At 74.4% G+C, this 25,286-nt stretch carries 29 protein-coding genes and 1 riboswitch; of the genes, 17 read left to right on the top strand and 12 right to left on the bottom strand.

What is annotated here, in order from left to right; translation table 11 throughout:
- Positions 1-219, top strand: a 219-nt coding sequence (locus ACFUEL_RS10645) for an aldo/keto reductase (protein WP_380235712.1), incomplete at its 5' end; no start/stop codon positions are given.
- Between the two features lie 106 nt (positions 220-325).
- Positions 326-1,069 carry an SOS response-associated peptidase gene (locus ACFUEL_RS10650; RefSeq protein ID WP_380235713.1) on the top strand — a complete coding sequence of 248 codons (744 nt, stop codon included), beginning with the start codon at positions 326-328 and terminating at the stop codon, positions 1,067-1,069.
- 7 nt (positions 1,070-1,076) lie between these two features.
- Here ACFUEL_RS10650 and ACFUEL_RS10655 read toward each other — a convergent pair whose 3' ends face one another.
- The gene (locus ACFUEL_RS10655) at positions 1,077-1,277 is read right to left on the bottom strand and encodes a hypothetical protein (protein ID WP_380235714.1); all 201 of its coding nucleotides are present in this window, start codon (positions 1,275-1,277) and stop codon (positions 1,077-1,079) included.
- Positions 1,278-1,376: 99 nt separating this feature from the next.
- On the opposite strand from ACFUEL_RS10655, the gene ACFUEL_RS10660 reads away from it, so the two are divergent.
- Complete coding sequence (locus tag ACFUEL_RS10660; protein ID WP_380235715.1) at positions 1,377-2,603, top strand: ADP-ribosylglycohydrolase family protein; 1,227 nt, start codon at positions 1,377-1,379, stop codon at positions 2,601-2,603.
- Positions 2,604-2,612: 9 nt separating this feature from the next.
- Complete coding sequence (locus ACFUEL_RS10665) at positions 2,613-3,362, top strand: HAD family hydrolase (RefSeq protein WP_380235716.1); 750 nt, start codon at positions 2,613-2,615, stop codon at positions 3,360-3,362.
- Between the two features lie 46 nt (positions 3,363-3,408).
- Here the strand turns inward: ACFUEL_RS10665 and ACFUEL_RS10670 are convergent, their stop codons facing one another.
- The 5 genes from ACFUEL_RS10670 to ACFUEL_RS10690 form a co-directional block, all read right to left on the bottom strand.
- Entirely contained in the window at positions 3,409-3,963 is a 555-nt protein-coding gene (locus tag ACFUEL_RS10670; RefSeq protein ID WP_380235717.1) for a hypothetical protein, read from the bottom strand.
- Positions 3,964-4,066: 103 nt separating this feature from the next.
- The gene (locus tag ACFUEL_RS10675) at positions 4,067-4,261 is read right to left on the bottom strand and encodes a hypothetical protein (RefSeq protein WP_380235718.1); all 195 of its coding nucleotides are present in this window, start codon (positions 4,259-4,261) and stop codon (positions 4,067-4,069) included.
- A gap of 34 nt (positions 4,262-4,295) precedes the next feature.
- Positions 4,296-6,482, bottom strand: a complete 2,187-nt coding sequence (locus tag ACFUEL_RS10680; protein ID WP_380235719.1) for an MMPL family transporter — start codon at positions 6,480-6,482, stop codon at positions 4,296-4,298.
- A gap of 166 nt (positions 6,483-6,648) precedes the next feature.
- The gene (locus tag ACFUEL_RS10685) at positions 6,649-7,041 is read right to left on the bottom strand and encodes a DUF302 domain-containing protein (protein ID WP_380235721.1); all 393 of its coding nucleotides are present in this window, start codon (positions 7,039-7,041) and stop codon (positions 6,649-6,651) included.
- A 124-nt stretch (positions 7,042-7,165) separates the two neighbouring features.
- Entirely contained in the window at positions 7,166-8,179 is a 1,014-nt protein-coding gene (locus ACFUEL_RS10690; RefSeq protein WP_380235722.1) for a cytochrome c oxidase assembly protein, read from the bottom strand.
- Between the two features lie 138 nt (positions 8,180-8,317).
- Here ACFUEL_RS10690 and ACFUEL_RS10695 point away from each other — a divergent pair, with 138 nt between their 5' ends.
- Complete coding sequence (locus tag ACFUEL_RS10695) at positions 8,318-9,703, top strand: FtsW/RodA/SpoVE family cell cycle protein (RefSeq protein WP_380235723.1); 1,386 nt, start codon at positions 8,318-8,320, stop codon at positions 9,701-9,703.
- A gap of 309 nt (positions 9,704-10,012) precedes the next feature.
- Here ACFUEL_RS10695 and ACFUEL_RS10700 read toward each other — a convergent pair whose 3' ends face one another.
- Both ACFUEL_RS10700 and ACFUEL_RS10705 read right to left on the bottom strand, forming a co-directional pair.
- Positions 10,013-10,600 carry a LysE family translocator gene (locus ACFUEL_RS10700; RefSeq protein WP_380235724.1) on the bottom strand — a complete coding sequence of 196 codons (588 nt, stop codon included), beginning with the start codon at positions 10,598-10,600 and terminating at the stop codon, positions 10,013-10,015.
- 21 nt (positions 10,601-10,621) lie between these two features.
- Positions 10,622-11,362: a metallophosphoesterase gene (locus tag ACFUEL_RS10705; protein WP_380235741.1), complete on the bottom strand. Its 741-nt coding sequence runs from the start codon at positions 11,360-11,362 to the stop codon at positions 10,622-10,624.
- A gap of 142 nt (positions 11,363-11,504) precedes the next feature.
- On the opposite strand from ACFUEL_RS10705, the gene ACFUEL_RS10710 reads away from it, so the two are divergent.
- Positions 11,505-12,125, top strand: coding sequence for a CGNR zinc finger domain-containing protein (locus ACFUEL_RS10710; protein ID WP_380235725.1), 621 nt, complete (start codon positions 11,505-11,507; stop codon positions 12,123-12,125).
- Between the two features lie 51 nt (positions 12,126-12,176).
- On the opposite strand, the gene ACFUEL_RS10715 is transcribed toward ACFUEL_RS10710, so the two are convergent.
- Positions 12,177-12,764, bottom strand: coding sequence for a TetR/AcrR family transcriptional regulator (locus ACFUEL_RS10715; RefSeq protein ID WP_380235726.1), 588 nt, complete (start codon positions 12,762-12,764; stop codon positions 12,177-12,179).
- A 109-nt stretch (positions 12,765-12,873) separates the two neighbouring features.
- On the opposite strand from ACFUEL_RS10715, the gene ACFUEL_RS10720 reads away from it, so the two are divergent.
- A complete protein-coding gene (locus ACFUEL_RS10720; RefSeq protein WP_380235727.1) occupies positions 12,874-13,986 on the top strand; it encodes an ABC transporter permease in 1,113 nt (370 codons plus the stop codon).
- Positions 13,983-14,633: an ABC transporter ATP-binding protein gene (locus ACFUEL_RS10725; protein WP_380235728.1), complete on the top strand. Its 651-nt coding sequence runs from the start codon at positions 13,983-13,985 to the stop codon at positions 14,631-14,633. Before ACFUEL_RS10720 ends, ACFUEL_RS10725 begins: the two co-directional genes overlap by 4 nt.
- Positions 14,634-14,745: 112 nt before the next feature.
- Here ACFUEL_RS10725 and ACFUEL_RS10730 read toward each other — a convergent pair whose 3' ends face one another.
- The 3 genes from ACFUEL_RS10730 to ACFUEL_RS10740 all read right to left on the bottom strand — a co-directional run bounded on the left by ACFUEL_RS10730 (position 14,746) and on the right by ACFUEL_RS10740 (position 17,241).
- A complete protein-coding gene (locus ACFUEL_RS10730; protein WP_380235729.1) occupies positions 14,746-16,137 on the bottom strand; it encodes an FAD-dependent oxidoreductase in 1,392 nt (463 codons plus the stop codon).
- Between the two features lie 191 nt (positions 16,138-16,328).
- Complete coding sequence (locus ACFUEL_RS10735) at positions 16,329-16,967, bottom strand: MSMEG_1061 family FMN-dependent PPOX-type flavoprotein (protein ID WP_380235730.1); 639 nt, start codon at positions 16,965-16,967, stop codon at positions 16,329-16,331.
- 25 nt (positions 16,968-16,992) lie between these two features.
- Complete coding sequence (locus ACFUEL_RS10740) at positions 16,993-17,241, bottom strand: SCO4226 family nickel-binding protein (protein WP_380235732.1); 249 nt, start codon at positions 17,239-17,241, stop codon at positions 16,993-16,995.
- 149 nt (positions 17,242-17,390) lie between these two features.
- Positions 17,391-17,518, top strand: a riboswitch (FMN riboswitch).
- Positions 17,519-17,703: 185 nt separating this feature from the next.
- Between ACFUEL_RS10740 and ACFUEL_RS10745 the strand changes: the two genes are divergently transcribed.
- From ACFUEL_RS10745 to ACFUEL_RS10785, 9 genes are all read left to right on the top strand, one after another.
- Positions 17,704-18,363, top strand: a complete 660-nt coding sequence (locus ACFUEL_RS10745; RefSeq protein WP_380235734.1) for a riboflavin synthase — start codon at positions 17,704-17,706, stop codon at positions 18,361-18,363.
- Between the two features lie 56 nt (positions 18,364-18,419).
- The gene (locus ACFUEL_RS10750; RefSeq protein ID WP_380235742.1) at positions 18,420-19,001 is read left to right on the top strand and encodes a nicotinamide riboside transporter PnuC; all 582 of its coding nucleotides are present in this window, start codon (positions 18,420-18,422) and stop codon (positions 18,999-19,001) included.
- On the top strand, positions 18,998-20,311 hold the full coding sequence (locus ACFUEL_RS10755; RefSeq protein ID WP_380235735.1) for a bifunctional 3,4-dihydroxy-2-butanone-4-phosphate synthase/GTP cyclohydrolase II: 1,314 nt from the start codon (positions 18,998-19,000) through the stop codon (positions 20,309-20,311). Before ACFUEL_RS10750 ends, ACFUEL_RS10755 begins: the two co-directional genes overlap by 4 nt.
- An 87-nt stretch (positions 20,312-20,398) precedes the next feature.
- Positions 20,399-20,890, top strand: coding sequence for a 6,7-dimethyl-8-ribityllumazine synthase (ribH, locus tag ACFUEL_RS10760; protein ID WP_380235736.1), 492 nt, complete (start codon positions 20,399-20,401; stop codon positions 20,888-20,890).
- 83 nt (positions 20,891-20,973) lie between these two features.
- Positions 20,974-21,246 carry a phosphoribosyl-ATP diphosphatase gene (locus tag ACFUEL_RS10765; protein ID WP_344551563.1) on the top strand — a complete coding sequence of 91 codons (273 nt, stop codon included), beginning with the start codon at positions 20,974-20,976 and terminating at the stop codon, positions 21,244-21,246.
- 47 nt (positions 21,247-21,293) lie between these two features.
- Entirely contained in the window at positions 21,294-22,142 is an 849-nt protein-coding gene (hisG, locus tag ACFUEL_RS10770) for an ATP phosphoribosyltransferase (protein ID WP_380235737.1), read from the top strand.
- Between the two features lie 62 nt (positions 22,143-22,204).
- Positions 22,205-22,663, top strand: coding sequence for a PH domain-containing protein (locus tag ACFUEL_RS10775; protein WP_380235738.1), 459 nt, complete (start codon positions 22,205-22,207; stop codon positions 22,661-22,663).
- A 207-nt stretch (positions 22,664-22,870) separates the two neighbouring features.
- Entirely contained in the window at positions 22,871-24,208 is a 1,338-nt protein-coding gene (locus ACFUEL_RS10780; protein ID WP_380235739.1) for a hemolysin family protein, read from the top strand.
- Positions 24,205-25,254 carry a hemolysin family protein gene (locus tag ACFUEL_RS10785; RefSeq protein ID WP_380235740.1) on the top strand — a complete coding sequence of 350 codons (1,050 nt, stop codon included), beginning with the start codon at positions 24,205-24,207 and terminating at the stop codon, positions 25,252-25,254. The genes ACFUEL_RS10780 and ACFUEL_RS10785 overlap by 4 nt, the downstream gene beginning before the upstream one ends.
- Positions 25,255-25,286 lie beyond the last annotated feature (32 nt).

Genomic DNA, 25,286 nt, shown 5'->3' on the forward strand with positions numbered 1-25,286 from the left:
GCCGCACTCACCGCGGACCTGGGCATCTCCGACGACCAACTCGCCGAGACCGCCCTGCGGTTCGTGCTCAGCGCGCCCGCGGTGTCCACCGTCATCCCGGGCATGCGCTCGGTGCGCAACGTCGAGCGCAACGCGGCGGTCGGCGACGGGGTGCCGCTGACCGAGGAGCAGCTGAAGGTGCTGGCCGGGCACCGCTGGGAGCGCAACTTCTACTCCTGAAACCCCGCCGCCACCGGCTGCCGGCGCGTGCGGTCGCCGGGTGTCGGTGGCTGTCGGCGGGTGTCGGCGCGTGCGGTTGTCGGGGGTCGGTGGCAGGCTGGGACGCATGTGCGGCCGTTTCGTCTCCACCACCCCTCCCGCCGAGCTGGTCTCCCTGCTCGGCGTCACCGACTGGGATCCGACCGAGGCCCTGGCGCCGAGCTGGAACGTCGCCCCGACCGCCCCGGTCAACGCGGTGCTGGAACGGGTGGACGCCGACACCGGCGAGGTGGCCCGCCAACTGCGGGTGCTGCGCTGGGGCCTGGTGCCGTCCTGGGCGAAGGACCGCTCCGGCGCGGCCCGGCTGATCAACGCCCGCTCGGAGACCGCCGACCAGAAGCCCTCGTTCCGCCGGGCGTTCGCCAAACGGCGCTGCGTGATCCCCGCCGACGGGTACTACGAGTGGCGCCCGGTGCCCGCCGCCGACGGCCGCAAGGCGTACAAGCAGCCGTACTTCCTCTCCACCGGCGAGGTCATGCTGATGGCCGGGCTGTACGAGTTCTGGCGGGACGCGAGCGTCCCGGAGGACGACCCGGCGGCCTGGCTGGCCACCGCGACGATCCTCACCACCGACGCCACCGACCGGGCGGGGCGGGTCCACGACCGGATGCCGATGCTGGTCACCCGGGAGGAACTGGCCGACTGGCTCGACCCGGCGAACACCGACCGCGCCGACCTGCACGACTTGCTGCACCGCCCCGCCGACGGCGACCTCTCGGTCCGGGCCGTCCCGACCACCGTCAACCGGGTCTCCACGAACGGGCCCGAGCTGCTCGCCGAAGCCCCCGACCCCCTCGGCCTGACCGGCTGACGAACCGTCACTCCCCGCTGCTGTCGCGCGAGCCGGAGACGCCGCGCCGCCGCCGGTCGCGCTCCGCCCGGCGCACCAGCTCTCCCGCGGCCAGCGTGACCCGGGCGACGCCCCGCACCCAGCCGGGGCCGCCGCGCCCGGCCCACACCACACAGCCGCAGCCGCCGAGCACCAGCACCAGGACGACGACCAGCACCGCACCGACCACGGGGAACCACCTTTCGGGTGCGACGACCGCACCGCCCGATCGTCCCAGACCACCCAGGGCTTGACACCCGCCCCGCGCACGCGCTCCGATGGGGCGCACATGACCGACTCCACTCCGCACAGCGGGCCCGCCCTCGACGCCCTCCAGGGCCTGTCCGTCGGCGACGCGCTCGGCGCCCAGTTCTTCGTCCCCGCCACCGCCCGCACCCACCTCGACGCCCGCACCGAACCGCCCGGCCCGTGGCCGTGGACCGACGACACCGAGATGGCCTGCTCGGTGTACGCCGCCCAGTACGAGCGCGGCACGATCGACACCTTCGACCTCACCCACGCCTTCGCCCGCCGGCACGACTTCGACCGCGGCTACGGCCCGGCCGCCAACCGGATGCTCCGGCTGATCCGGGAGGGCGGCGACGCCCGCCGCCTGGCCGCCGAACTCTTCGACGGCCAGGGCTCGTTCGGCAACGGAGCGGCCATGCGGGTGGCCCCGCTCGGCGCCGCGCACGCCGCCGACCCGGCCGCCGCCGTCCGCCCGGCCGCCGACACCGCCGTCACCACGCACACCCACCCGCAGGCCGTGGACGGCGCGATCGCGGTCGCCGTCGCCGCCGCCCTCGCCGTCCGGGCCCGCACCGAACCCACCACGCCCGCAGGCTACTTGCGGGACATCGCCGCCCTCACCCCGTCCGGCGCCGTCCGCCGCGGCCTGACCGAGGCGGCCGGGCTCACCGACCGCACCGACCCGCGCGCGGCGGCCGCCGTGCTCGGCAACGGCAGCCGCACCAGCGCCGCCGACACCGTCCCGTACGCGCTGTGGTGCGCCGCGCACCGGCTCACCGACTACCCGGCCGCCGTGTGGGCCGCGATCGCCGCGGGCGGCGACGTCGACACGGTCGCCGCGATCACCGGCGGCGTGGTCGCCGCCCGCACCGGCACCGCGGGCATCCCCGCCCACTGGCTGGCCGCCCGCGAACCGCTGCCCGGCTGGACGTTCCCGCCGCCGCTGCGCCCCGCCCCCGACGGCCTCGCCCCGATGAGCCTGCCGCGCCCCCACCCCGTCCCGGACCTGCGCTGGTCCGACGCGCAGTGGCACCGCTACCGGGCCGGCCTGCGCACCGCCCGCTGGCTCACCCGCACCGCCGAGGGCACCCTGCACCTGCACCGCGCCGACACCGGCCGCGAACTCTGGGCCCTGGACTTCGCCCCCGCCCCCGGCGGCCACTGGCGCCCGGTCGCCGCCCGCGCCGAGGCCCACCCCGCCCACCTGGCCGGCCCCGGACACCTGGTCGGCGTCCTGCTGGAGATCGAGCGGGACGGCGCCGCATAGGCTGGGGCGATGGTGATCGACACGGTGCTCTTCGACCTCGACGGCACGCTGATGGACCACGACGCGGCGGCCGAGGCGGCCGTCCTGGCCGGGGTCGCGGCGGAGCTGTCCGGGCGCGCCCTCGACGGCGGAACCGCCCCGGCTGCACCGGAGTTCGACCGGGACGCGGTGCTGCGGTTCTGGCGGCGGATCGAGCGCACCGAGTACGACCGCTACCTGGCGGGCGAGTTGACCGTCCAGGAGCAGCGCCGCACCCGGGCGGTCGCACTGGCCGCGCACCTCGGCCTCGGCCGGTGGTCCGCCGAACGCGCCGACGACTGGTTCGCCGGCTACCTGCGGCGCTACCGCGAGTCCTGGCGGGCCTACCCCGAAGTTCCGGACGCGATAGAGGAGTTGGGCGCCGGGCGGCGGCTCGGCGTGATCACCAACGGCGAGGGCGGCATCCAGCGCGCCAAGCTGCGCGCCATCGGCCTCGCCGCCCTCGCCCCGCACACCACCGCCTCCGGCGAGGCGGGCCGCGCCAAGCCCGACCCGGAGATCTTCCACCTCGCCTGCCGCGCCCTCGGCACCGCCCCCGAACGCACCGCGTACGTCGGCGACCGCCTCGACCTGGACGCCCGCGCCGCCACCGCCGCCGGACTGTTCGGCGTCTGGCTCGACCGCGCACCGGCCGGCCCCGGCCCCGGTACCGCGCCGCCCGCCGACGTCCCCCGGGTGCGCTCCCTCACCGAACTCCCCGCCCTGCTCGGCGCAGGCTGAACCGCCCCCGTGCCAGGGGCCGGCGGGCGGCCGAGGGGGCCGCTCGTCAGGCCAGCCCGGCCAGCCGCAGCAGCCGGTACCAGTCGTCCGGCTCGTCGGAGGTGCCCTGGACCAGCTCGAGGTAGCGCGGGGAGACCACCCACTCGGTGAAGAACTCCCCGAAGCCGTCGGCGATCCGCTCCAGGCGGCAGCCCGTGTACCAGACGAAGCCCTCCTCGGGCACCCGCCACACGCTGCCGTCGGTGCGGTCGTACAGCAGCGGATTGTCGTGCACCTCGCCGAAGTAGTAGAAGTGCGAGGCGTCCGCGAGGGTGCCCCCGCCGGGGAGGGCCGCGCCGACCAGGTTCTCCCGGACGTCCTGCCGCCACACCAGGTGGTCGCTCTCGAACAGCCGGGAGGAGCCGTTGAAGTACGGCCCGTCGGTCAGCTCCAGCAGTGCCGCGACCGGCCCCGGCGCCTGCGGGTCGACCGTCCCGGGAGCGGCCCCCGGCGGGACCGAGCACATCCACAGCTGCTCCGCGTCGCCGTGCCGCGCCAGGGTCTCGCGCAGCAGGGCCACCAGGGCGGCGTGGTCGGTGGCGGGTGCGGTGCGCTCGCTCATGCGTCCTCGTCGGTCGGTCGGTTGCCGGGTGCGGTCGATCGGTTGCCGGGTGCGGTCCGGAGCGGCCATCCTGCCAGCCGCCCCGGACAGTGCCCACGCTGCGTCAGTTCCGGCGCCACAGCCGGGAGAGCCAGGACCCGGCGTCCCCGCCCGCCTTCGCGGCCTTCGCCGCCTTCGCGTCCGCCGCGCACGAGCAGCGCTGCGACTTCGGGACGCCGGCCAGGACCTGTTCGACGTGCATGCCGCACCCGGCGAAACCGGGCTTGCCGCAGGACTTGCAGGTGGTTCGACGACACATGGTGGTGGTTCCTTTCGGTGGAGGGACGGGGAGCTCAGGAGTGCGAGAACGGGATCCGGGGCAGGACGCGGTCCAGCCACCGGGGAGTGTGCCAGGCGGCGCGCCCGGTGAGGCGGAGGACGATGGGCAGCAGCACCAGCCGGACGAGTGCGGCGTCCAGCAGCACGGCGACGCCCAGCACGATGCCCATCTCCTTGGGCGGCAGCGGTCCGGAGACGGCGAAGGTGAAGAACACCGCGACCATGACGCCGGCCGCCGCGAAGATCACCCGGCCGGAGTGGGCCAGCGCGCCGACCATGGCCTCCTTCGGATCGCCGGTGCGTTCGTAGTGCTCCTTGGCGGAGGCGAGCAGGAAGACGGTGTAGTCCATCGCGATCGCGAAGATCATCGCGAAGAAGAACACCGGCGCCCAGCCGTCCAGGAACCCCTGGGACTTGAAGCCGAGCAGTCCGGCGCCGTGGCCGTCCTGGAAGACCAGTCGGGCCACGCCGAACGCGGCGCCGGTGGACAGCAGGCCGGCGACGGTGCCGAGCGCGGCGATCAGCGGGGCGCGCAGCGCGACCAGCAGCAGGACGAAGCCGAGCGCCATCACCACGCCGATCACCAGCGGGGTCTTCTCGGTCAGCAGGTGCTGGAGGTCGAGGTTCTCCACCGCGGCGCCGCCGACCAGGGCGTCGGCGGGGAGCGAGTCGCGCAGGGAGTGGACGGTGCCGGACAGGTCGGGGCTGGAGGGGTCGACGGTGGGGACGGCCTGGATCATCGACCAGCCGGAGCCGTCCGCGGCGTTCTGGGCGGGCATGACGCCGGCGATGCCGGGGTCCGCCGCGACTACCCGGGCGGTGGCGTCGGCCCGGTCGGCGGGGGTGAGGATCTGCAGGGTGCCGGGTGCGCCCGGACCGAACGCCTGCTGGACGGCGGTGTAGCCGGCCCGGGCGTCGGCGTCGGCGGGCAGCACGGCGATCGAGGGCATCGCGGTGCGCAGCCCGACCACCGGCGCGGCCAGCGCGACCAGCACCGCCAGGGCGAGGGCGCCCCAGCGCAGCGGGTGCTTCCACAGGCGCTCGCCCCAGGCGGCGAAGCGCGGGGAGGTCTGCTGCTGCCGCCGCTTGGCCCAGGGCAGGGCGAGGGAGTCGACCCGGTGGCCGAGCCTGCCGAGGACGGCGGGGAGCAGGGTGAGGGTCGCGGCCAGGACGAACAGCACGGCCAGCATGATGCCGCCGGCCATCGAGCGGAACGCGGGGGAGGGGACGAGCATCACGGCGGACAGGCTGACCAGCACGGTCGCGCCGGAGAGCAGGACGGCCTTGCCCGCGGTGTCCATGGTCTCCGCGACGGCCTGCGGGCCGCTCTTCCCGGCGGCCCGGGCGGCGCGGAAGCGCACCACCAGGAACAGGGCGTAGTCGATGCCGAGGGCGAGCGCGAACATCATCGCGAAGTTCATCGCCCAGATCGAGACCGGGAACAGGTGGCTGATCAGCACCAGGGAGCCGGCCGAGGCGGCCAGGCCGGCCATGGTGAGCAGCAGGGGCAGGCCCGCGGCGACCAGCGAGCCGAAGGCCAGCACCAGGACGGCCAGGGTGACCGGCCAGGACATGATCTCGGACTTCATCATCGCGTCGTGGTTGGCGGTGTTGAAGTCGCTCCACAGCACGGAGGCGCCGGTGGCGTGGACGCTGATCCCGTCGGTGGAGAGGGAGTCGAGCGGCCCCTTCAGGTCGTCGGCGGCGCGGACCATGTCGTCGGGGGAGGCGCCGGCGCCGGCCAGCAGGACGGCGGTGCGGCCGTCCTGGCTGATGGTGGCGCCGGGCTGCGGCGCCACGACGGTGGAGATCCGGGCGTCGGCGGCGGCGATCTTGCCGGCCTCGGCGATGGTCTGCTGGACGGCGGGCTCGGTGACCGGGCGGTCCGCGGCCACCACGATCTGGATCGCGGACGAGGCGTTGCCCGCGAAGTGCTCCTCGGCGAGCGTGCGGACCCGCACCGACTCGGAGCCGCTGGCCTGCCAGCCCGCGCCGGACAGCGCGGAGGTGACCTGCGGGGCGAACGCGCCCAGGCCGACCACCAGCAGCAGCCAGCCGGCCAGCACGGCCTTGAAGTGGTGCACGGACCACACGCCGAGGCGGCCCAGCAGCCCCGGGCGGGGCGGGGCCGCCGCGGTGGGCGGCGCGGTGGGCGGCGCGGTGGCGGCCGGGGCCGGCCGGGTGGGGGTGGGGCGGTTCACTGGTCTCTCTCCAAGCGCAAGGGAACGAAATAATACCCCTGGGGGTATTGAAGAAGGCGTGCGGCGCCCGGGGCGTCCTGCCGTGCAGGGGCGCCCCGGGGTTCGGGTGTTCGGCGGACCGGTCGCCCGGCCGCCCGGTCGCTCAGTCGGCCGGCTGCCCGGCCGCTCAGTCGTCCAGCGAGGCGAGCGCCGCGCGCAGGCGGACGGCCGCCTCGTCCGCGACCTCGGCGAGTTCGGGCCGTCCGGTGAACCGCACCATCAGCTGTGGGTCCATCGCCTCGACCAGGACGCCGTCGGGGACGGCGCGCAGCACCACGTTGCAGGGCAGCAGCAGGCCGATCCGGCGGTCGGCCTCCAGGGCGCGGTGGGCGATCGGGGGGTTGCAGGCGCCGAGGACGAGGTAGTCCTCCAGTTCGACGCCGAGTTTGGCGCGCAGGGTGGCCGTCATGTCGATCTCGGTGAGGACGCCGAAGCCCTGCCCGGCCAGGGCGGTGCGGACCCGGTCGGCGGCCTCCGCGAAGGGGATGCCGGTCAGCGTGGCGGTGATGCCGTTCGCCATGTCGTCGAACCTCTCTCGTTGATACCCCCCTGGGTATCCAACCGTACGTCCGGTGCAACCCGGGGGCCCGCAGGCGCATTCCCCGGCGCGGCGCGATCCGCTGTGACCCGCGCCTCCGTTCCGCTCAGCCGCCGTAGCGGTGCCGCAGGTTGGGATCGTCCAGCCACCACGGCCGGTCCCCGACGGGCGCGGCCACCCCGTCCGCGCCCGCCCCGTTTGCGACCGGCGCCGCCTGTGCCCGCTCCTGCGCCCGCGCCGCCCGCGCCTCCTCCGCCGCGTCCAGGGCCGCGTCCACCGCCGCCGTCTCGGCGCGCCCGGTCACGACCAGCCGCCGGACCAGCGCGCACAGGAAGGGCAGGCCGACCAGGTCGCCGAGGATCCAGATCGCGTTGCCGCCGACGAACTGGTCCCGGGCGAGCGTCGGCCCCCAGGTGCGGCCCAGCTCCGCGTAGTACGGCTCGGCGACCACGTGGCCGCCGTACAGCAGGACGAGCGCCAGGGCCGCGTCGAAGACCACCTCGACGAAGGTGATCACCACGCCGATCAGCAGCGGGTACTCGCGTGCGACCGGGTCCAGCTGCAGGCGCGGCCAGAAGTAGAGCAGGCCCAGCAGCACCAGCACCAGGTGGAACCCGGTGTTCCAGAGCGGGCTGGTCAGGGTGTGCGCGTACCAGGGCGTGAAGTACAGCAGCCAGGGCGGCGCGACCAGCAGCACGGTCGACACCAGCGGGAACATCAGCACCCGCGAGACCCGGCCCGACAGCGCGGCGCGCAGCCGCTCCCGGCCCGCCCCCGGCAGCGCGGCGGCCAGCAACGAGACCGGCGCGCCGAGCGCCAGCAGCATCGGGACCAGCATCAGCAGCAGCACCAACTGCACCGCCCGGTCGGTGAACAGCACCCGCTCGTACACGCCCAGGCCCGAGCAGGTGGTCCACACCCAGACCGCCAGCCCGCCCAGGAACGCCGCGGTGCGGTACCAGGGCCAGCGGCCGCTCCCGCCCGTACGGTGGCGGCGCGCGCCCAGCAGGTAGCCGGCCGCGAGCGCGGCGGACAGGGCGGCGACCGCCGGTTCGAAGGTCCAGGTGTCGGCCAGCGCCGACCAGTGCCAGGGCGCGACGGCCGCGGGGTGGGTGCTCATGCCGGGTGGGCCTCCTTCGGGCGGGCGCGGTGGAACCCGGGCGGGGCACCCGGGCGTCGTCGCGGGGAGCGGGCGCGAACCGCGGGCCCGACTCCGACGTCTACACCGCTGTAGAATCTACCGAGTGGGGGAGCCCGGGTGGAAACCGCCCCGCGCAGCACCGGCCGGCGCCTCGCCGCCCGCCGCCGCAACCGCGAACTCTTCCTGCTGGTCCTCGCGGTGGCGGTCTGCCTCGCCGCCTGGACCAGCGCGAGCCTCGCCCTGCGCGACACCCTCCCGCCCGGCCTGCTCCCGTACGGCACCGGCCTCGGCGCGCTCGCCCTGCTGCTCCACCTCGCCGTCCGCCGCGCCGCCCCCTACGCGGACCCGCTGATCCTGCCGCTCGCGGTCCTCCTCACCGGCTTCGGACTCGCCCTGCTCGACCGCCTCGACCACTCGTACGCGCTCTGGCACGCCGCGAAGGGCGACTGGCAGAAGCTCCCTGCCGCGCCCGCCCAGGTGCGCTGGACGGTGATCGCCGCCCTGCTGGCCGTCGCCGTGCTGGTCGCCCTCCGGCACCACCGGCTGCTCCAGAAGTACGTCTACCTGACCATGGCGGTCGCCCTGGCCCTGCTCGCCGCACCCGCGTTCTTCCCCGGCGACACCCTCGGCGCCAAACGCTGGATCCGCCTCGGCGGGCTCTCCTTCGAACCGGACGAGTTCGTCAAGGTCGCCATCGCCGTCTTCTTCGCCGGCTACCTCACCGCCAACCGGGACGCCCTCGCCCTCACCGGCCGCCGGGTCTGGGGCCTGCGCCTGCCGCGCGGCCGCAACCTCGGCCCGGTGCTGGCGATCTGGGTGGTCAGCCTGCTGGTCCTGGTCTTCGAACGCGACCTCGGCACCTCGCTGATCTTCTTCGGCGTCTTCGTGGTGATGCTCTACACCGCCACCGAACGCACCGGCTGGGTGGTCATCGGCCTGCTGATGGCCGCCGCCGGCGCGACCGTCGTCGGCGACCTCGAACCCCACGTGCACGGCCGGGTCGAAGCCTGGCTGCACCCCCTCGACATCTACCGACCCGTCCACGACCCGGCCCTGATCTCCGACCAGCCCGCCCAGGCCCTGTTCGGCCTCGGCTCCGGCGGCATCCTCGGCACCGGCCTCGGCCAGGGCCGCCCCTTCCTGATCGGCTTCGCCGGGCGCAGCGACTTCATCTTCACCACCATCGGCGAGGAACTCGGCCTGGCCGGCTCGATGGCCGTCCTGCTGCTCTACGCCCTCCTCTTCGAACGCGCCCTGCGCACCGCCCTCTCGCTCACCGACCCCTTCGGCAAACTCCTCGCCACCGGCCTCGCCACCACCATCGCCCTCCAGGTCTTCGTCGTCGTCGGAGGCGTCACCGGCCTCATCCCCCTCACCGGCAAGGCCCTCCCCTACCTCGCCGCAGGAGGCTCCTCGCTCACCGCGAACTGGCTGCTCACCGCGATCCTGATCAAACTCTCGGACGCGGCAGGCCGAGCCGAACTGGAGCCGGTGCCGGTGTGAGAAAGCCGCCTGCGGCGGGCCGGGACGGCCGAGCCGTTGCCGGTGCCGGTGCCGAGTTGAGAGCCGCCTGCGGCGGGCTTGGCGCTCAGCGGGTTCAGGTCGAACGGGAGCCGTTGCCGGTGCTGGCCTGAGATCGCCTGCGGCGGGCTCGGACGGTTGGGCAGGTGCCGCTACCGACCCGAGAGCCGCCTGCGGCAGGCTCGGGCAGTCCGGCGGGTCGGGCTCCCGCCAGAGCCGGAGCGCGGTCCGTCCCCTCCCGTCCCCCTCCGTCTCCTCCCGTCCCGTTCCGTGCGGTGGGCTGCCGCCTGTTCAGGCCAGGGCGTGCAGGCCGAGGGCGAGTAGGGCGGTGGCGGTGGCGCGGGTGGTCCAGGGGCGGGGGCGGGGGGTGGTGCGGGCGAGCAGGGTGGTCCAGCCGAGCAGCCAGGTGGCGAGGAGGGCGGCGTGGGCGGCGGCGAGGGTGAGGATCTGGGCGGGCAGCGGGCGGGTGGCGTCGAGGAACTGCGGGACGAGGGTGAGGTAGATGGAGGCGGCCTTCGGGTTGAGGACGTTGGCCAGCAGGGCCTGGACGAAGGCGGGGCTGTCGTGTCGCGGGCGGCGGGTCGGGGCGCGTCCGGCGGAGCGCCAGGTCCAGGCGGCGAGGCCGATCAGGTAGGCCCCGCCGGCGAGGCGGACGGCGGTGAGGGCGCCGGGGTGGTGCGCGGTGAGGCCGGCCAGCCCGGCGAGGGCGAGGGCGGCGTGGACGACCAGGCCGGTGACGGTGCCGAGGATGACGGGCAGTGCGCGGCGGCGGCCGTGTTCGGTGATCTGCCGGAGCAGCAGGGCCAGGCTCGCGCCGGGGGTGGCGATCAGCGGGAGCAGGGCGAGCAGGAACCCGGCGACGGTGCGGGGGGTGGCCATGGCGGGGGCTCCGGGGCGGGGTCAGAGCACGACGCGGTAGTGCGTGGTGAGTCGGCGCTGTTCGTCCAGGACGTGGTAGGCGAGCGCGGGCGGCTGGTCGCGGCCGATGAAGTCCTCGGTCTCCCAGGGGAGTTGCAGTGTCCAGGTGATGGCGGGGCCGACGATCAGCGGCCGTCCGGCGAAGGTCGAGGCGGCGGCGGTGTGGGCGTGGCCGGTGAGGACGGCGACCACCTCGGGGTGGGTGTCGAGCAGGGCGGCGAGGTCCTCGGGGTGCTGGAGGGTGTACGCGTCGGGCATCGGGTGGTGCAGGAACACCGGCGGCTGGTGGAAGGCGAGCAATGCGGGGGTGCCGGGCGGGAGTTCGGTGAGGGTGCGGTCGATCCAGGCGAGCGTGCCGGGCTCCAGCAGGCCCTCGTCCCGGCCGGGGACGGTCGAGTCGATCATCAGGATCGCGGTGCCGCCGACCAGGTGCGCCCGGTTGACCGGGGTGGTGTCCGGGGCTTCGCCGAGCAGGGCCGCGCGGTAGGCGGGGCGGCGGTCGTGGTTGCCGGGGCAGTGCAGGACGGGGAAGGGGAGGCCGGCGAGGAGTGCGGCCGCCTCCCGGTACTCGTCCTCGGCGCCGTGGTCGGCGATGTCGCCGGTGACCAGCAGCGCGTCGACGGGCCGGGCCAGGCCGCGCAGGTGGCGCACGGTGCGTTCGGCGCGTTCGGTGGCGCGCTCGGTGCCGTCGAGGTGGAGGTCGCTGATCTGGGCCAGCAGCAGGGTCACGGGGGCTCCTTCGCCGTCTTGCCTAATGGTTGGCTTTCGCTTTGGCGTTAGGGACTCTAGGCTAGGGGTGAACCGCCCGGCAAGGGAGAATGCGCACGGACGGCACGGACGGCACGGACGAGGAGAGGACGGCACGGTGAACGACGGCGGCACGCAACAGCGCTGGCCCGCACTGGAGTTGGTGGGCACCATCCGCCACGACGGCAACGGCGGCGTGCTGGACGACCTGGCGGAGCCCGCCGGCGCGGCCGCCTGGCTGGCCGAGCACGCCGAGCACTTCACCGGCCCGGCCGAACTCCCCTCCCTGGATTCTGAGTTGCACGCCGAGGTGGTCGCGCTGCGCCGCGCCGCCCGCGCCCTGTTCGCCCGCGCGGTCAGCCCCGGCCCGGCCAGCCGGGCCGACGCGCACCGGCTGATGCCCGCCGACGAGGCGCTGGCCCGGCTGAACGCCGCCGCCGCGCTCGACCCGGTCGTCCCGCGGCTGGACTGGGCCGCGGACCCGGGCGCCCCGGCCCTGGTCCGCCCGCTTTCCTCGACTGCCGACCCCCGGGCCCGGCTGCTTGCCGCCCTGGCCCGCGCGGTGATCGAGTTCCTGGCCGGGCCGCAGCGCGAACAGCTGAGGGCCTGTCAGGCGCCGCGCTGCGTCCGCTACTTCGTCAAGGCCCACGGCCGCCAGGAGTGGTGCAAGACCTCCTGCGGCAACCGCGCCCGGGTCGCCCGGCACTACGACCGGCAGCGCGCCGGCGCGGAGGGCTAGCGGAGGGCCAGCGGGGGGCTGGCGGAGGGCTGGCGGAGGGCTGGCGGAGGGTTAGCCCTCCAGGGCCGCCAGCGAGGCCACCGCCAGCGCGGCGGCCCGCTCGGTGGTCGGCCGGAACGGGGCGCCGGACTCCAGGGCGGTGACGGCCGCGTTCACCAGGCCCTGGAGCAGTTGCGCGGTGCGCAGCGGCGTCCGGTCGCCGAGCTCGGACAGGGCGCTGACCAGCGGCGACAGCAGCTTGCGGTGGGCCTCCCCGGCGGCCTCGCGCAGCGCCGCCGCGTCCCGGTCGCCGGCCAGCGCGCGGGCGATCCGGTGCTCGCCGTCGCGCACCAGCTCGCACTGGGCGCGCACGTACGCGGCGACCTGCTGCTCGGGGCCGTCGGCGGCGGCCATCGCGGCGGTGATCCGCTCCGTCCACACCGGGGTGGACTCGTGCACCACGGCGGCCAGCAGCGCCGACCGGTCGGGGAAGTACTTGTAGACGCTGTTGCGGGCCAGGCCGGTGCGCCGGGCGACGGCGGTGAAGGTCACGGCGGCGGCGTCGCCCTCGGACTCCAGCAGTTCCCGGGCGGCCGCGATCAGCGCCCGGTGCTGTTGGGCGCGGTGGTCGGCGACGGTGGCGGCACTGATCTTCGGCACCCGCCCAGTCTAGGAGGCGCCGGGGCCGCCGCGGGCACCCCGATTTGGGGACGGGGCGTCGCCATGCCCTATGTTGAGGACACATCGTCCCCATCATGGAAGGAGCACGGTGTACCTCGCCCTGCTCGAACTCAAGGCCGCCCGCGGCCGATTCCTGCTCATGGGCTGCGTCGTCCTGCTGGTCGCCGCCCTGGTCGGGATCGTCTCCGGCTTCACCACCGGCCTCGGCGACGACACGGTCTCCGCCCTGCGCCGCCTGCCCGCCTCCCACCTGGCGTTCTCCCCGGACGCCGAGTCCGACCAGTTCGCCCGCAGCCTCGTCCCCGCCGAGACCCTCGACCGCTGGCGGGAGCGGCCCGGCGTCCAGGCCACCCCGCTCGGCGTCTCCATCACCCGCGGCACCACCGACCGGCACACCGAGGTCGACCTCGCCGCGTTCGGCGTCGAACCCGGCTCCTTCCTCGACCCCGGCGCCGAGGACGGACAACCCCTCCGCGGCGACGACCAGTTGGTGATCTCCCGCAAGCTCGCCGACGAGGGCGTCCGGATCGGTGACACCCTCACCGTCGACCGCCTCGGCATCGCCCTGGAGGTCACCGGCATCACCGCCCGCTCCTCCTACGGACACGTCCCCGCCGGGTACGTCACCACCGCCACCTGGCAGCGCATCCGCTTCACCACCCCGGGCGCGCAGGCCCCCGCCGCCGAACTCCCGCAGCAGTACGGCGCGATCGCCCTGCGCACCACCGGCGGAGCCGAACTCGCCACCGCCGACCGGCAGTTCGGCACCCGTACGATCACCCTCGACGCGGCGTACGCGGCCGCCCCCGGCTACACCGGCGAACGCGTCACCATGACCTCCATCCAGTTCTTCCTCTACCTGATCGCCCCGCTGGTGGTCGGCGCCTTCTTCGGCGTCTGGACGGTGCAGCGCCAACCCGAACTCGCCCTGCTGCGCGCGATGGGCGCCTCCCGCCGCCGCCTGCTCGGCCACACCCTGGCCCAGGCCGCCGCGGTCGTCCTCGGCGGCACCCTGGCCGGCGCCGCCCTCGCCTCGGCCGTCGGACTCCTGGTCGGCACCGAAGTCCCGTTCAGCCTCCCGGGGTCGTCCCTCGCCGCCACCATGGGCACCGTCGCCCTCGCCGCCCTCGCCGGGGCCGCGCTCACCCTCCGCCGGGTCGCCGAGGCCGACCCGATGACCATGCTCGGGGCCGCACGATGACCGCACTGAACCTGCACGGCGTGAGCGTCTCGCTCGGCCGCGGCGACGCCCGCACCCCCGTCCTGCGCGCCGTCGACGCCACCTGCGCGCCCGGCGTCCTGACCGCCCTGGTCGGCCCCTCCGGCTCCGGCAAGTCCACCCTGCTCGCCGTCGCAGGCGCCCTGCTGCGCCCCGACGAGGGCCGGGTCCTGCTCGGCGGGACGGACCTCGCCGCGCTCACCGACGCCGAACGGGCCCGGGTCCGCCGCGAACGTATCGGCTACGTGTTCCAGAGCGGCAACCTGCTCGGCGGCCTCACCGCCGTCGAACAACTCCTCGCCGCCGCCTCGGTGGCCGGCCGCCCCGCCAGGCGGCTGCGCGCCGCGGCGGAGAGCGCCCTCGCCGAAGTCGGCCTCGCCCACCGCCTGCACCACCGCGCCGACCGGCTCTCCGGCGGCGAACGCCAGCGCACCGCCCTGGCCCGCGCCCTGTTCCTCGAACCCGACCTCCTGCTGATCGACGAACCCACCGCCGCCGTCGACCGCACCCAGGCCGCCGCCCTCACCGCCCTCATCGCCACCACCGCGCAGCAGCGCGACTGCGCGGCCCTGGTCGCCACCCACGACCCCGTCGTGGTGGAGGCCGCCGGAGCGACCGTCGCGATGTGAAGCGAAACCAGGGGCGCGGGGAATTGCGCGCAACGGCAGGAGCACGCCGGCAGGATCGCGGGACAGCGTAAGTGATTGCCTGCCCCGCGATCCTGCTGTGCGTCCACCCGCGTCAGCGCAGGTTGTTGCGCTCCGCGGACCTCTCGCTGCGCGAGGCGTCCAGCATCCCCACCCGCTCGACGACCTTCACCCGCTCGCGGCCCTCGGCCGCGCCGAGGGCCTTCTCGTGGGCGTCCAGGTGGTGCCACCCCTCCCAGGTGGTGAAGTCGACGCCGCGGCCGCGCAGGAAGTCGACGACCGCGTCCTCGGACGGCTCGGCCGCCTCGCGGAGCAGGCCCGCCCCGTGGTCGGCGACCAGGCAGGCGACGGTCTCGTTGGCGTCGCCCTTGGTGTGGCCGATCAGGCCGACGGGTCCGCGCTTGACCCAGCCGGTGACGTAGACGGAGGGCAGGTGGGCGCCGTTCTCCTGGACGCGGCCGGCCTGGTGCGGGACGGTCGAGGTGAGGGCGTCGAAGGGCAGCTTGGGCAGTTCGTCGGAGCGGTAGCCGACCGCCCGGTAGACCGCCTGGACGGGCCACTCGCGGTAGGTGCCGGTGCCGACCGTGTTGCCGGTGCCGTCGAGCGCGGTGCGCTCGGTGCGCAGCGCGACGACGCGGCCGTCCTCGCCGAGCACCTCGACCGGGTTCTCGAAGAAGTGCAGGTGGATCCGGTGCGGCCGGTCGCCGACGTCGCGGATCGCCCAGTTCTCCAGGGTGGAGGCGACCATGTCGGCCTGCTTGTTGGCGCGCCGGGTGGCGATCGAGGCGTCGTCGTAGTCGATGTCCTCGGGGTCGACGACCACCTCGATGGTGGGGGAGTGGTCGAGCTCGCGCAGCTCCATCGGGGAGAACTTGGCCTGCGCGGGCCCGCGCCGCCCGAACACGTGCACCTCGACGGCCCGGTTCGCGGCCAGGCCCTGGTACACGTTCGGCGGGATCTCGGTGGGCAGCAGCTCGTCCGCGGTCTTGGCGAGGACGCGGGCCACGTCGAGCGCGACGTTGCCGACGCCGAGGACGGCGACCTGCTCGGCCTCCAGCGGCCAGGTCCGCGGCACCTCGGGGTGGCCGTCGTACCAGGAGACGAAGTCGGCGGCGCCGTACGAGCCGTCCAGCTCGATGCCGGGGATGCTGAGGTCGCGGTCGGCCTCGGCGCCGGTGGCGAAGACCAGGGCGTCGTAGAAGCGGTGCAGTTCGTCGAGCGAGAGGTCGCCGGGGTAGTCGACGTTGCCGAGCAGGCGGACCTGGGGCTTGTCGAGGACCTGGTGCAGGGCGGTGATGATGCCCTTGATCCGGGGGTGGTCGGGGGCGACGCCGTAGCGGATCAGGCCGAAGGGGGCGGGCAGGCGCTCGATCAGGTCGATGGAGACGCCGGGGGCGGCGGCCAGTTCGGACTTCAGCAGCGCGTCGGCGGCGTAGATCCCGGCGGGGCCGGAACCGACGATGGCCACCCGGACGGGGCGGGGCATGGGCAGGTACTCCTGTTCGACTCGGGGCGCGTACCGCTCAGCCTTCCGGCCGGCGCCCGCGCCCGGTACGGGGCTCCGGCTTATGTCGTCATAAGCCGGAGCTATGGCCCCCCAAAGTTCCGCCTATGCGGCGGCCCCGCCCCCCAGCATGCACCAGCCCGCACCGGAGCCCCGCCCCGGGTCCGCCCCGCTCACTCGTAGCGCAGCCGCAGCGACTCCTCCTCGGCGGCCGCCACCTGCTCCAGGGTCAGCGCCGGGTCTCCCACGTGGGAGAGGGTGATCTCGGCCGAGCTGGGCGCCGCGTCGGCGGGCGGCCACTGCTCGGGCCGCCAGGCGGAGGCGCGCAGCAGCGCCTTCGGGCAGTGCTGGTACACCTCGTCCGCGGCCACCACGATCGCGGTGCGCGGCGGCTTGCCCACCGGCGTCAGCCGCGCCAGCAGCTCCGGGTCCTCGCTGACGCAGGCCCGCCCGTTGACCCGCAGGGTGGCGGCCCGGCCGGGGACGAGGAAGACCAGCCCGGCCCGCCCGGTGGCGGCGATGTTGTGCAGGCTGTCCAGGCGCCGGTTGCCGGTGGCGTCGGGGATCGCCAGGGTCCGCTCGTCCAGCACCGCGACGAAGCCGGGCGGGCCGCCGCGCGGGGTGGCGTCGCAGTTGCCCTCGGCGTCGGCGGTGGCCAGGAAGACCAGCGGGGAGCAGCCGATGAGCCGGCGCGCCGCCTCGTGCAGGTGGTCCACCTGCTTGCGCCGCACCAGTTCGCTCGGCTGCTCGTACAGGGCCCGCAGGCGGGCCGGTTCGCGGATCGCGTCCGCGGCGAGGGCGTCGAAGATCACGCGCCCCGACGCTACCGCCGCTTATCTAGACGTGCAGCGGCACCGGGTGCACCTCGTCCGCCGGGTGCCCGGTGCGCTCGTGCACGCGCTGCACGGCCTCCCGGGACGGGGCGGAGGACAGGCAGTAGACGGTGCCCGAGTCCGGGTCGGCCCACGCCTGCCGGAACTCCACGCCCTCCTCGCCCTGCGCCGCGAGGTCCGCCTCGTGCGCGGCCTTCAACTGCTCGGCGGTGATGCCCGCCATTCCGTGGTGGACGTCCATGAACATCGCCATCGCGGTTCAACTCCTCGGCCGGGAGCCCTCCGTGCGGAGAACCATTCCCTCCCACCGTGCGCCGCCGACGTGAACCAGGCCACAGGAGACGTCCTTGCGGCCCGACCGCCCGCGCGTGCAACAATGTGGGTGCAGTACCAGTGACGTTCAGCGCACTCCGGGGTCGGTGAAAATCCGAACCGGCGGTTACAGTCCGCGACCCGTCCGCAGCCAGCGGCCGGTTGACCAGGTGAAATTCCTGGACCGACGGTTAAAGTCCGGATGGGAGGCGTGCGCGGCGGACGAAGCGTGTTCAGCACCGCGGCCCACCCGAGGGCCGGGGTGCGCGAAGCAGGACGGCAGCGAACCCGTGCCCCGGCGAGGAAGCCCAGGCACCCCGGGTCCGCCCCGTCGGGCATGCGTCCGCAGTCAACTCCCATGAGCCGCCCCGGAGTCCGCGCCCCAAGCGCGAGGAGAACCCGGGTGTTCACCGGCATCATCGAAGAGCTCGGCGAGGTCGTCTCCATCGAGGAGATCGGCGAATCCTCGCGCATCCGCCTGCGCGGACCGGTCGTGACGGCCGACGCCCGGCACGGCGACTCGATCGCGGTCAACGGCGTCTGTCTGACCGTCCTCGACGACAACGAGCAACTAGCCGACCGCAGCGGCGAGTTCAGCGCCGACGTGATGCGCGAGACGCTGCTGCGCTCCAGCCTCGGCGTGCTGCGCCCCGGCTCCCGGGTCAACCTGGAGCGGGCGATGGCGCTCGGCGCCCGGCTCGGCGGCCACCTGGTGCAGGGGCACGTCGACGGCACCGGCACGCTGCTCTCCCGCGCGCCCGGCGACCTCGGCGCGGACGGGAATCCGCGCTGGGAGGTGCTGCGTTTCAGCCTTCCGCAGCCGATCTCGCGCTACCTGGTGGAGAAGGGGTCGATCACCGTGGACGGAGTGAGCCTGACCGTCGTCGAGGCGGCCCTCGACTCGTTCACCGTCTCGCTGATCCCCGCCACCCTCGCCCTCACCACGCTGGGGGCCAAGCAGGTCGGCGAGCCCGTCAACCTCGAGGTCGACGTCCTCGCCAAGTACGTCGAGCGGCTGCTCGACACCCGTGCGCTGCCCGACACCCTGGGGGGTACCAAGTGAGTTCGTTCGCGGAGCTGACCTTCACGGCCTTCGGCGAGCAGGTCAAGGTCGCCGACATGGTCGGCAACCTGATAGGTCTGACCGGCCTGGTCCTCGGCTGGCGCCGCTCGGTGCTGACCTGGCCCGCCCAACTGCTGGCCGGCGCGGTGCTGATCACCGTCTTCCTGAACAGCCACATGCCCGGCCTGATCGGCAAGCAGGCGATCGTCGTGGTCGCCTCGGTCTGGGGCTGGACGCAGTGGCGGCGCGGCCGCCGCGACACCGGTCAGGTCGAGATCCGCTTCGCCACCTGGACCGAGCGGGCCGTGCTGGTGGGCGCCACCGCGGCCGGCACCGCCGCCGTCGCCGCGCTCTTCCACGCCAAGCCGGACCTCTCCTACGCCCCGCTGTTCGACGCCTACATCTTCGTCGGCACGCTGGCCGCGATGTACGCCCAGGCCCGCGGCTGGGTCGAGTTCTGGTTCGCCTGGCTGGCCGTCGACCTGATCGGCGTGCCCTACGCCTACCAGCACGGCTACTCCTTCACCGCCCTGACCTTCACCGTCTACTTCGTCCTGGTGGTGGCCGGCCTGGCCGGCTGGTGGACGAAGGCCCGCACCGCCCGCACCGCCCCGCTCGCCAAGGGAGCCGCCGCATGAGCACCGAGCCCGCCGACCGGCCGCCGTCCGCCGACCGGCCGCCGTCCGCCGAGCCACTGGCCGCCGAGCCGCTGGCCCTCGACCCGGTCGAGCGCGCGATCGCCGACATCGCGCTCGGCCGTGCCGTGATCGTGGTCGACGACGAGAACCGCGAGAACGAGGGCGACATCGTCTTCGCCGCCTGCGCCGCCACCCCCGAACTGCTGGCCTTCACCGTCCGGTACTCCTCCGGCGTGATCTGCGTGCCGATGACCGGCGAGGAGCTCGACCGGCTGAAGCTGCCGCCGATGACCCGGGTCAACGAGGACCGCAAGGGCACCGCCTACGCCGTCTCGGTGGACGCCCGCGACGGCGTCTCCACCGGCATCTCGGCCGCCGACCGGGCCCGCACCGTCAAGCTGCTGGCCACCCCCGGCACCGAACCGGCCGACCTGACCCGCCCCGGGCACGTCTTCCCGCTGCGCGCCGTCGACGGCGGCGTGCTGGTCCGCCCCGGCCACACCGAGGCTGCCGTCGACCTGGCCCGCCTCGCCGGGCTCGCCCCGGCGGGCGGCATCGCCGAGGTGGTCAACGACGACGGCACCATGGCCCGGCTCCCCGAACTGCACGCCTTCGCCCGCGAACACGGCCTGGCGATCATCTCGATCGAGGACCTGATCGCCTACCGGCGCCGCACCGAACTGCACGTCGACCGCGCCGCCGTCACCCAACTTCCCACCGAGCACGGCACGTTCACCGCCGTCGGCTACCGCGGCACGATCGACGGCACCGAGCACCTGGCCCTGGTGGCCGGCGGCCTGGACGCGGACGGCCGGATCCCGGACGGCGAGGACGTGCTCGTCCGGCTGCACTCCGAGTGCCTGACCGGCGACGTGTTCGGCTCGCTGCGCTGCGACTGCGGCCCGCAGCTGCACGCCTCGCTGGCCGCCGTCGCCGAGGCCGGCCGCGGCGTGGTGCTCTACCTGCGCGGCCACGAGGGCCGCGGCATCGGCCTGGCCCACAAGCTGCGCGCCTACCAGCTCCAGGAGCAGGGCCTGGATACCGTCGACGCCAACCTCGACCAGGGCCTGCCCGCCGACGCCCGCGACTACTCGATCGGCGCGCAGATGCTCACCGACCTCGGCGTGCGCTCGCTGACCCTGCTCAGCAACAACCCGGCCAAGCAGACCGCGCTCACCGAGTACGGCCTCAAGGTCGCCGCCCGCCGCCCGCTGCCCACCGCCGCCGGCGAGCACAACCTGCGCTACCTGCGCACCAAGCGCGACCGGATGGGCCACGACCTGCCGTGGCTCGACGACGACGGCAAGTAACCGCACCAGCACCAGCACCCGCACCAGCGCACCAGCACCAGCACCCGCACCAGCGCACCGACACCGAACGAGCAGAGGAAGACCACCATGGCCGGCCACGGAGCCCCCGTCCTGTCCCCCGAGAGCCTGGAGAACACCGCCGACCTGCGGGTCGCGGTGGTCGCCGCGCAGTGGCACGAGCAGGTGATGAACGGACTGCTGGACGGCGCCCGGCGCGCCCTGGAGGAGCTCGGCGTGGACGGCGGCGCCACCGTGGTCCGCGTCCCCGGCACCTTCGAGCTGCCGGTCGCCGCACGGCGGCTGGCCGACGCGGGCTACGACGCGGTGGTGGCGCTGGGCGTGGTCATCCGCGGCGGCACCCCGCACTTCGACTACGTCTGCCAGGGCGCCACCCTCGGCCTGACCAGCGTCTCGGTGGACACCGGCGTCCCGGTCGGCTTCGGCGTGCTCACCTGCGACACCGAGCAGCAGGCGCTCGACCGGGCCGGGCTGCCCGGCTCCGCCGAGGACAAGGGCCACGAGGCGGTCACCGCCGCGGTCGCCACCGCCGCCGCGCTGCGCGCGGTCTCCAAGGCGTGAGGCAGCCCGGACGTCCATCCGACTGTCCACGGTGCGAAACCGTTTACCGTACGTCAGCCCGCACCCCGTAAGGTGAGCCCATCATGGCTTCCAAGACATTCGAGGAGCTCTTCGTCGAGCTCCAGCAGAAGGCCGCCACCGGCGACCCCGCGACCTCCCGCACCGCCCAGCTCGTGCAGCAGGGCGTCCACGCGATCGGCAAGAAGGTCGTCGAGGAGGCCGCCGAGGTCTGGATGGCCGCCGAGTACCAGTCGCCCGAGGAGGCGGCGGAGGAGATCTCGCAGCTCCTCTACCACGTCCAGGTGATGATGCTCGCCCGCGGGCTGACGCTCGAAGACGTCTACAAGTACCTCTAAGCCACAGCCCCACCACATTGATCGCCAACGCGAAGGGTTCGCCTCTCATGCTCCGCATCGCCGTCCCCAACAAGGGTTCGCTCTCGGGTCCCGCGGCGGAGATGCTCCATGAGGCCGGCTACCGGCAGCGCAAGGAGGCCAAGGAACTCGTCCTGGTCGACCCGGACAACCAGGTCGAGTTCTTCTTCCTGCGCCCGCGCGACATCGCCGTCTACGTCGGCTCCGGCCGCCTCGACGTCGGCATCACCGGCCGCGACCTGCTGCTGGACTCGGCCTCCGAGGCCGAGGAGGTGCTCGCGCTCGGCTTCGCCGGCTCGACCTTCCGGTTCGCCAAGCCGGTCGGCACCGCGATCTCCGACGTCCGCGACCTGGACGGCCTGCGGATCGCCACCTCGTACACCGGCCTGGTCGAGCAGCACCTCGCCGAGCACGGCGTCAAGGCCACCGTCACCAAGCTGGACGGTGCGGTCGAGACCGCCGTGCACCTGGGCGTCGCCGACGTGATCGCCGACGTGGTGGAGACCGGCACCAGCCTGCGCAACGCGGGCCTGGAGGTGTTCGGCGACCCGATCCTGGTCTCCGACGCCGTGGTGATCCGCTCCAAGGGCGCCGGCGAGGACGCCGCGGTCGAGCAGTTCCTGCGCCGCCTGCAGGGCGTGCTGGTGGCCCGCCGCTACGTGCTGATGGACTACGACATCCGCGCCGAGAAGGTCGGCGAGGCCGTCGCCCTCACCCCGGGCCTGGAGTCGCCGACCGTCTCGCCGCTGCACACCGAGGGCTGGGTGGCCGTCCGCTCGATGGTGCTCCGCAAGGAGGCCCAGCGGATCATGGACGACCTGTGGGCGATCGGCGCCCGCGCCATCCTGGTCACCAACATCCACGCCTGCCGCATCTGACCCCGACCCGCCACCGGGCGGGGACCACCACCCCCGGTCCCCGCCCCGCCCTGGAGCCACCCGTGTCCACCGCCGCCGCCACCGCCCTGCCCGTCACCTGGGCACCCCGCCGCAACCGCGTCGTGCTCTACGCGCTGGGCGCCGTGATGGTGGTGCTGTTCTCGGCGCTCGCCGTCGTGCTGCCGGAGAGCTGGCAGTTCAACGACCGGGCGATGATGGTCGGCTCCGGCCTGCTGTTCGCCGCGGTCGGCCTGATGCTGGCCCGCCCCAAGGTGGTCGCCGACGAGGCGGGCCTGACGGTGGTCAACTTCGTCCGCAGCCGCCGGCTGTCCTGGGCCGAGGTGGTCCGGGTGAACTTCCGGGCCGGCGACCCCTGGGTGGTGCTCGACCTCGCGGACGGCACCGCGCTGGCCGCCGTCGGCATCCAGCCCGGCGGCGGGCGCGAGCAGGCCATCGCCGCCGCCCGCGCCCTGCGCGACCTGGTCGAGCAGCGCGGCGGGGCCCGGGAGCAGCGGCACTGACACGCCCCCGGACGGACGGGTCGAACAGGCCCGGAGAAGCGTTCGGGTATCGTCTACGCTGGTAAAACCGCGGCAAAGCCCCACGCAGTACCGGGCTTTCCGCCTCCGCCCGCGACCAGAGGAGTGACACCTCCCCTCGATGGACGATCCGTCCGGTAGTACCCGCGCCGCCGCGCACGTTTCCAGCCGGGGAAGGCGGGCGGCCCGATGACCACCGCCTGGCTCCTGCTGCTCGCGGCCCTCCTGCTCATCCTCGCCAACGGCCTGTTCGTGGCCGCCGAGTTCGCGTTCGTGACCGCCGACCGCGGCACCGTGGAACGCGCCGCGGCCACCGGCGACCGGCGGGCCAGGAGTCTCTCCAAGGCCCTGCACCAGCTGTCCTTCCAGCTCTCCGGCGCCCAACTCGGCATCACCATCACCTCGCTGGTGGTCGGCATGCTCGCCGAACCGGCGCTGTCCGTCCTGCTCACCCCGGTGTTCACCGCCGTCGGCCTGCCCGAGTCGGCGGCCCGCGGCACCGCGGTGGCGGTCGGCCTGGTGCTGGCCACCGTGATCCAGATGGTGATCGGCGAGCTCGTCCCGAAGAACTGGGCGATCTCCCGCCCGATCCAGGTCGCCTATGCCGTGGTCGGCCCGCAGCGGGTCTTCTCCGCCGCCTGCCGCCCGCTGATCGCCTTCCTCAACGGCTCCGCCGACCGGATCGTCCGGATGTTCGGCGTCGAACCGCAGGAGGAGCTCGGCCACGCCCGCACCGCCGACGAACTCGTCGCACTGGCCCGGCACTCCTTCCAGGCCGGCGTCATGGACGAGCAGTCCGCGACGCTGTTCGTCCGCACCCTGGGCCTGCGCGAGCTGACCGCCGAGTCCGTGATGACCCCGCGGATCGACGTCGCCGCCCTCCAGGAGGACGCCACCGCCACCGACGTGCTCAACCTGACCCGGGCCACCGGGCTGAGCCGCTTCCCGGTGTACGCCGAGAGCCTCGACGAGGTCACCGGCACCGTCACCCTCAAGGACGCCCTCGCCGTCCCCGCCGCCCGCCGCGACCACACCAGGGTCCGCCACCTGTGCGCCCCGCCGCTGCTGGTCCCCGAGACCATGCCCGCCGAGCGGCTGCTCGACCTGCTGCGCGGCCGCGAACCGATGGCCGTGGTGGTCGACGAGTACGGCGGCACCGCCGGCGTCGCCACCATCGAGGACATCGTCGAGGAGGTGGTCGGCGAGGTCCAGGACGAGCACGACCCCGCCGACACCCCCGACCTGCGCCCGCTCGCCCCGCGCGACGGACTGCCGGTCTGGGACGCCGACGGCCGGGCCCGGCTCGACCAGCTCGCCAAGATCGGCCTGAACGCCCCCGACGGCCCGTACGAGACGCTCGGCGGCCTGCTCGCCGACCTGCTCGGCAAGCTCCCCGCCGTCGGCGAGCGCGCCCAGCTGCCCGGCTGGGAGCTGACCGTGACCGCCGTCGACCGGCACCGCACCAGCCGGGTCGAGGTCCGGCGCGTCCACGACGACCGGAACGACGACCGGGACGGCACCCGATGAGCGCCCTGCAACTCGCCTTCTCCCTGCTCCTGCTGCTCGGCAACGCCTTCTTCGTCGGCGCCGAGTTCGCCGTCATCTCGGTGCGCCGCAGCCAGGTCGAACCGCTCGCCGAGGCCGGCGACAAGCGCGCCCGCACCGTGCTGCACGCGCTGTCCAACGTCTCCGCGATGCTGGCCGCCGCCCAGCTCGGCATCACCGTCTGCTCGCTGCTGCTGGGCGCGCTCGCCGAACCCACCATCGCGCACCTGCTGGAGCCCGCCTTCCACGCGCTGGGCGTGCCCGACTCGGCGATGCACCTGCTGAGCTACGTCATCGCGCTGAGCATCGTGGTCTTCCTGCACATGGTGATCGGCGAGATGGTGCCGAAGAACCTCGCCCTGGCGGGGCCGGAGAAGGCCGCGCTCTGGCTCGGCCCGCCGCTGGACCGCCTGGCCCGCTGGCTGGCCCCGTTCATCGCCTTCCTGAACGCCTTCGCCAACGGCGTGCTGCGGCTGTTCCGGGTCGAGCCCAAGGACGAGGTCGACTCGGTCGCCACCAGCGAGCAGCTGCTGCTGATGCTCACCGACTCCGGCGAGGCCGGGCTGCTCGACGACAGCCGCCGCGAACGCCTGGAGGACGCCCTGGAGATGGGCAGCCGCCCGGTCACCGAGGTGCTGCTCGACCCCGAGCAGCTGGTCACCGTCGGCCGCGAGGTCACCGGCGAGGAGATCCAGCGCCTGGCCGTACGCACCGGCTTCTCCCGCTTCCCGGTCGCCGACGAGCACGGCACCGTCCTCGGCTACCTGCACCTCAAGGACTCGCTGGAGGCCGACGACCTCACCGCGCCGATCCCGGCCCGGCTGTGGCGGCCGATCACCGTGCTGCGCTCGGGCCTGCCGCTGGACGACGCACTCGCCGCGATGCGCCGGGCCGCCGCCCACCTGGCCGCCGTGGTCGACCCGGACGGGCGCCAGCTCGGCCTGGTCGCCCTGGAGGACGTGCTGGAGGAACTGGTCGGCGAGGTGCACGACCCCGACCACCGGCCGCCCGGCGCGGCCCGGCGCTGACGGCGCGGCCCGCGAGGGCCGGGGCCGACCCC

The organism is Kitasatospora sp. NPDC057198 (genome assembly GCF_042670125.1).
Taxonomy (GTDB): Bacteria; Actinomycetota; Actinomycetes; order Streptomycetales; family Streptomycetaceae; genus Kitasatospora.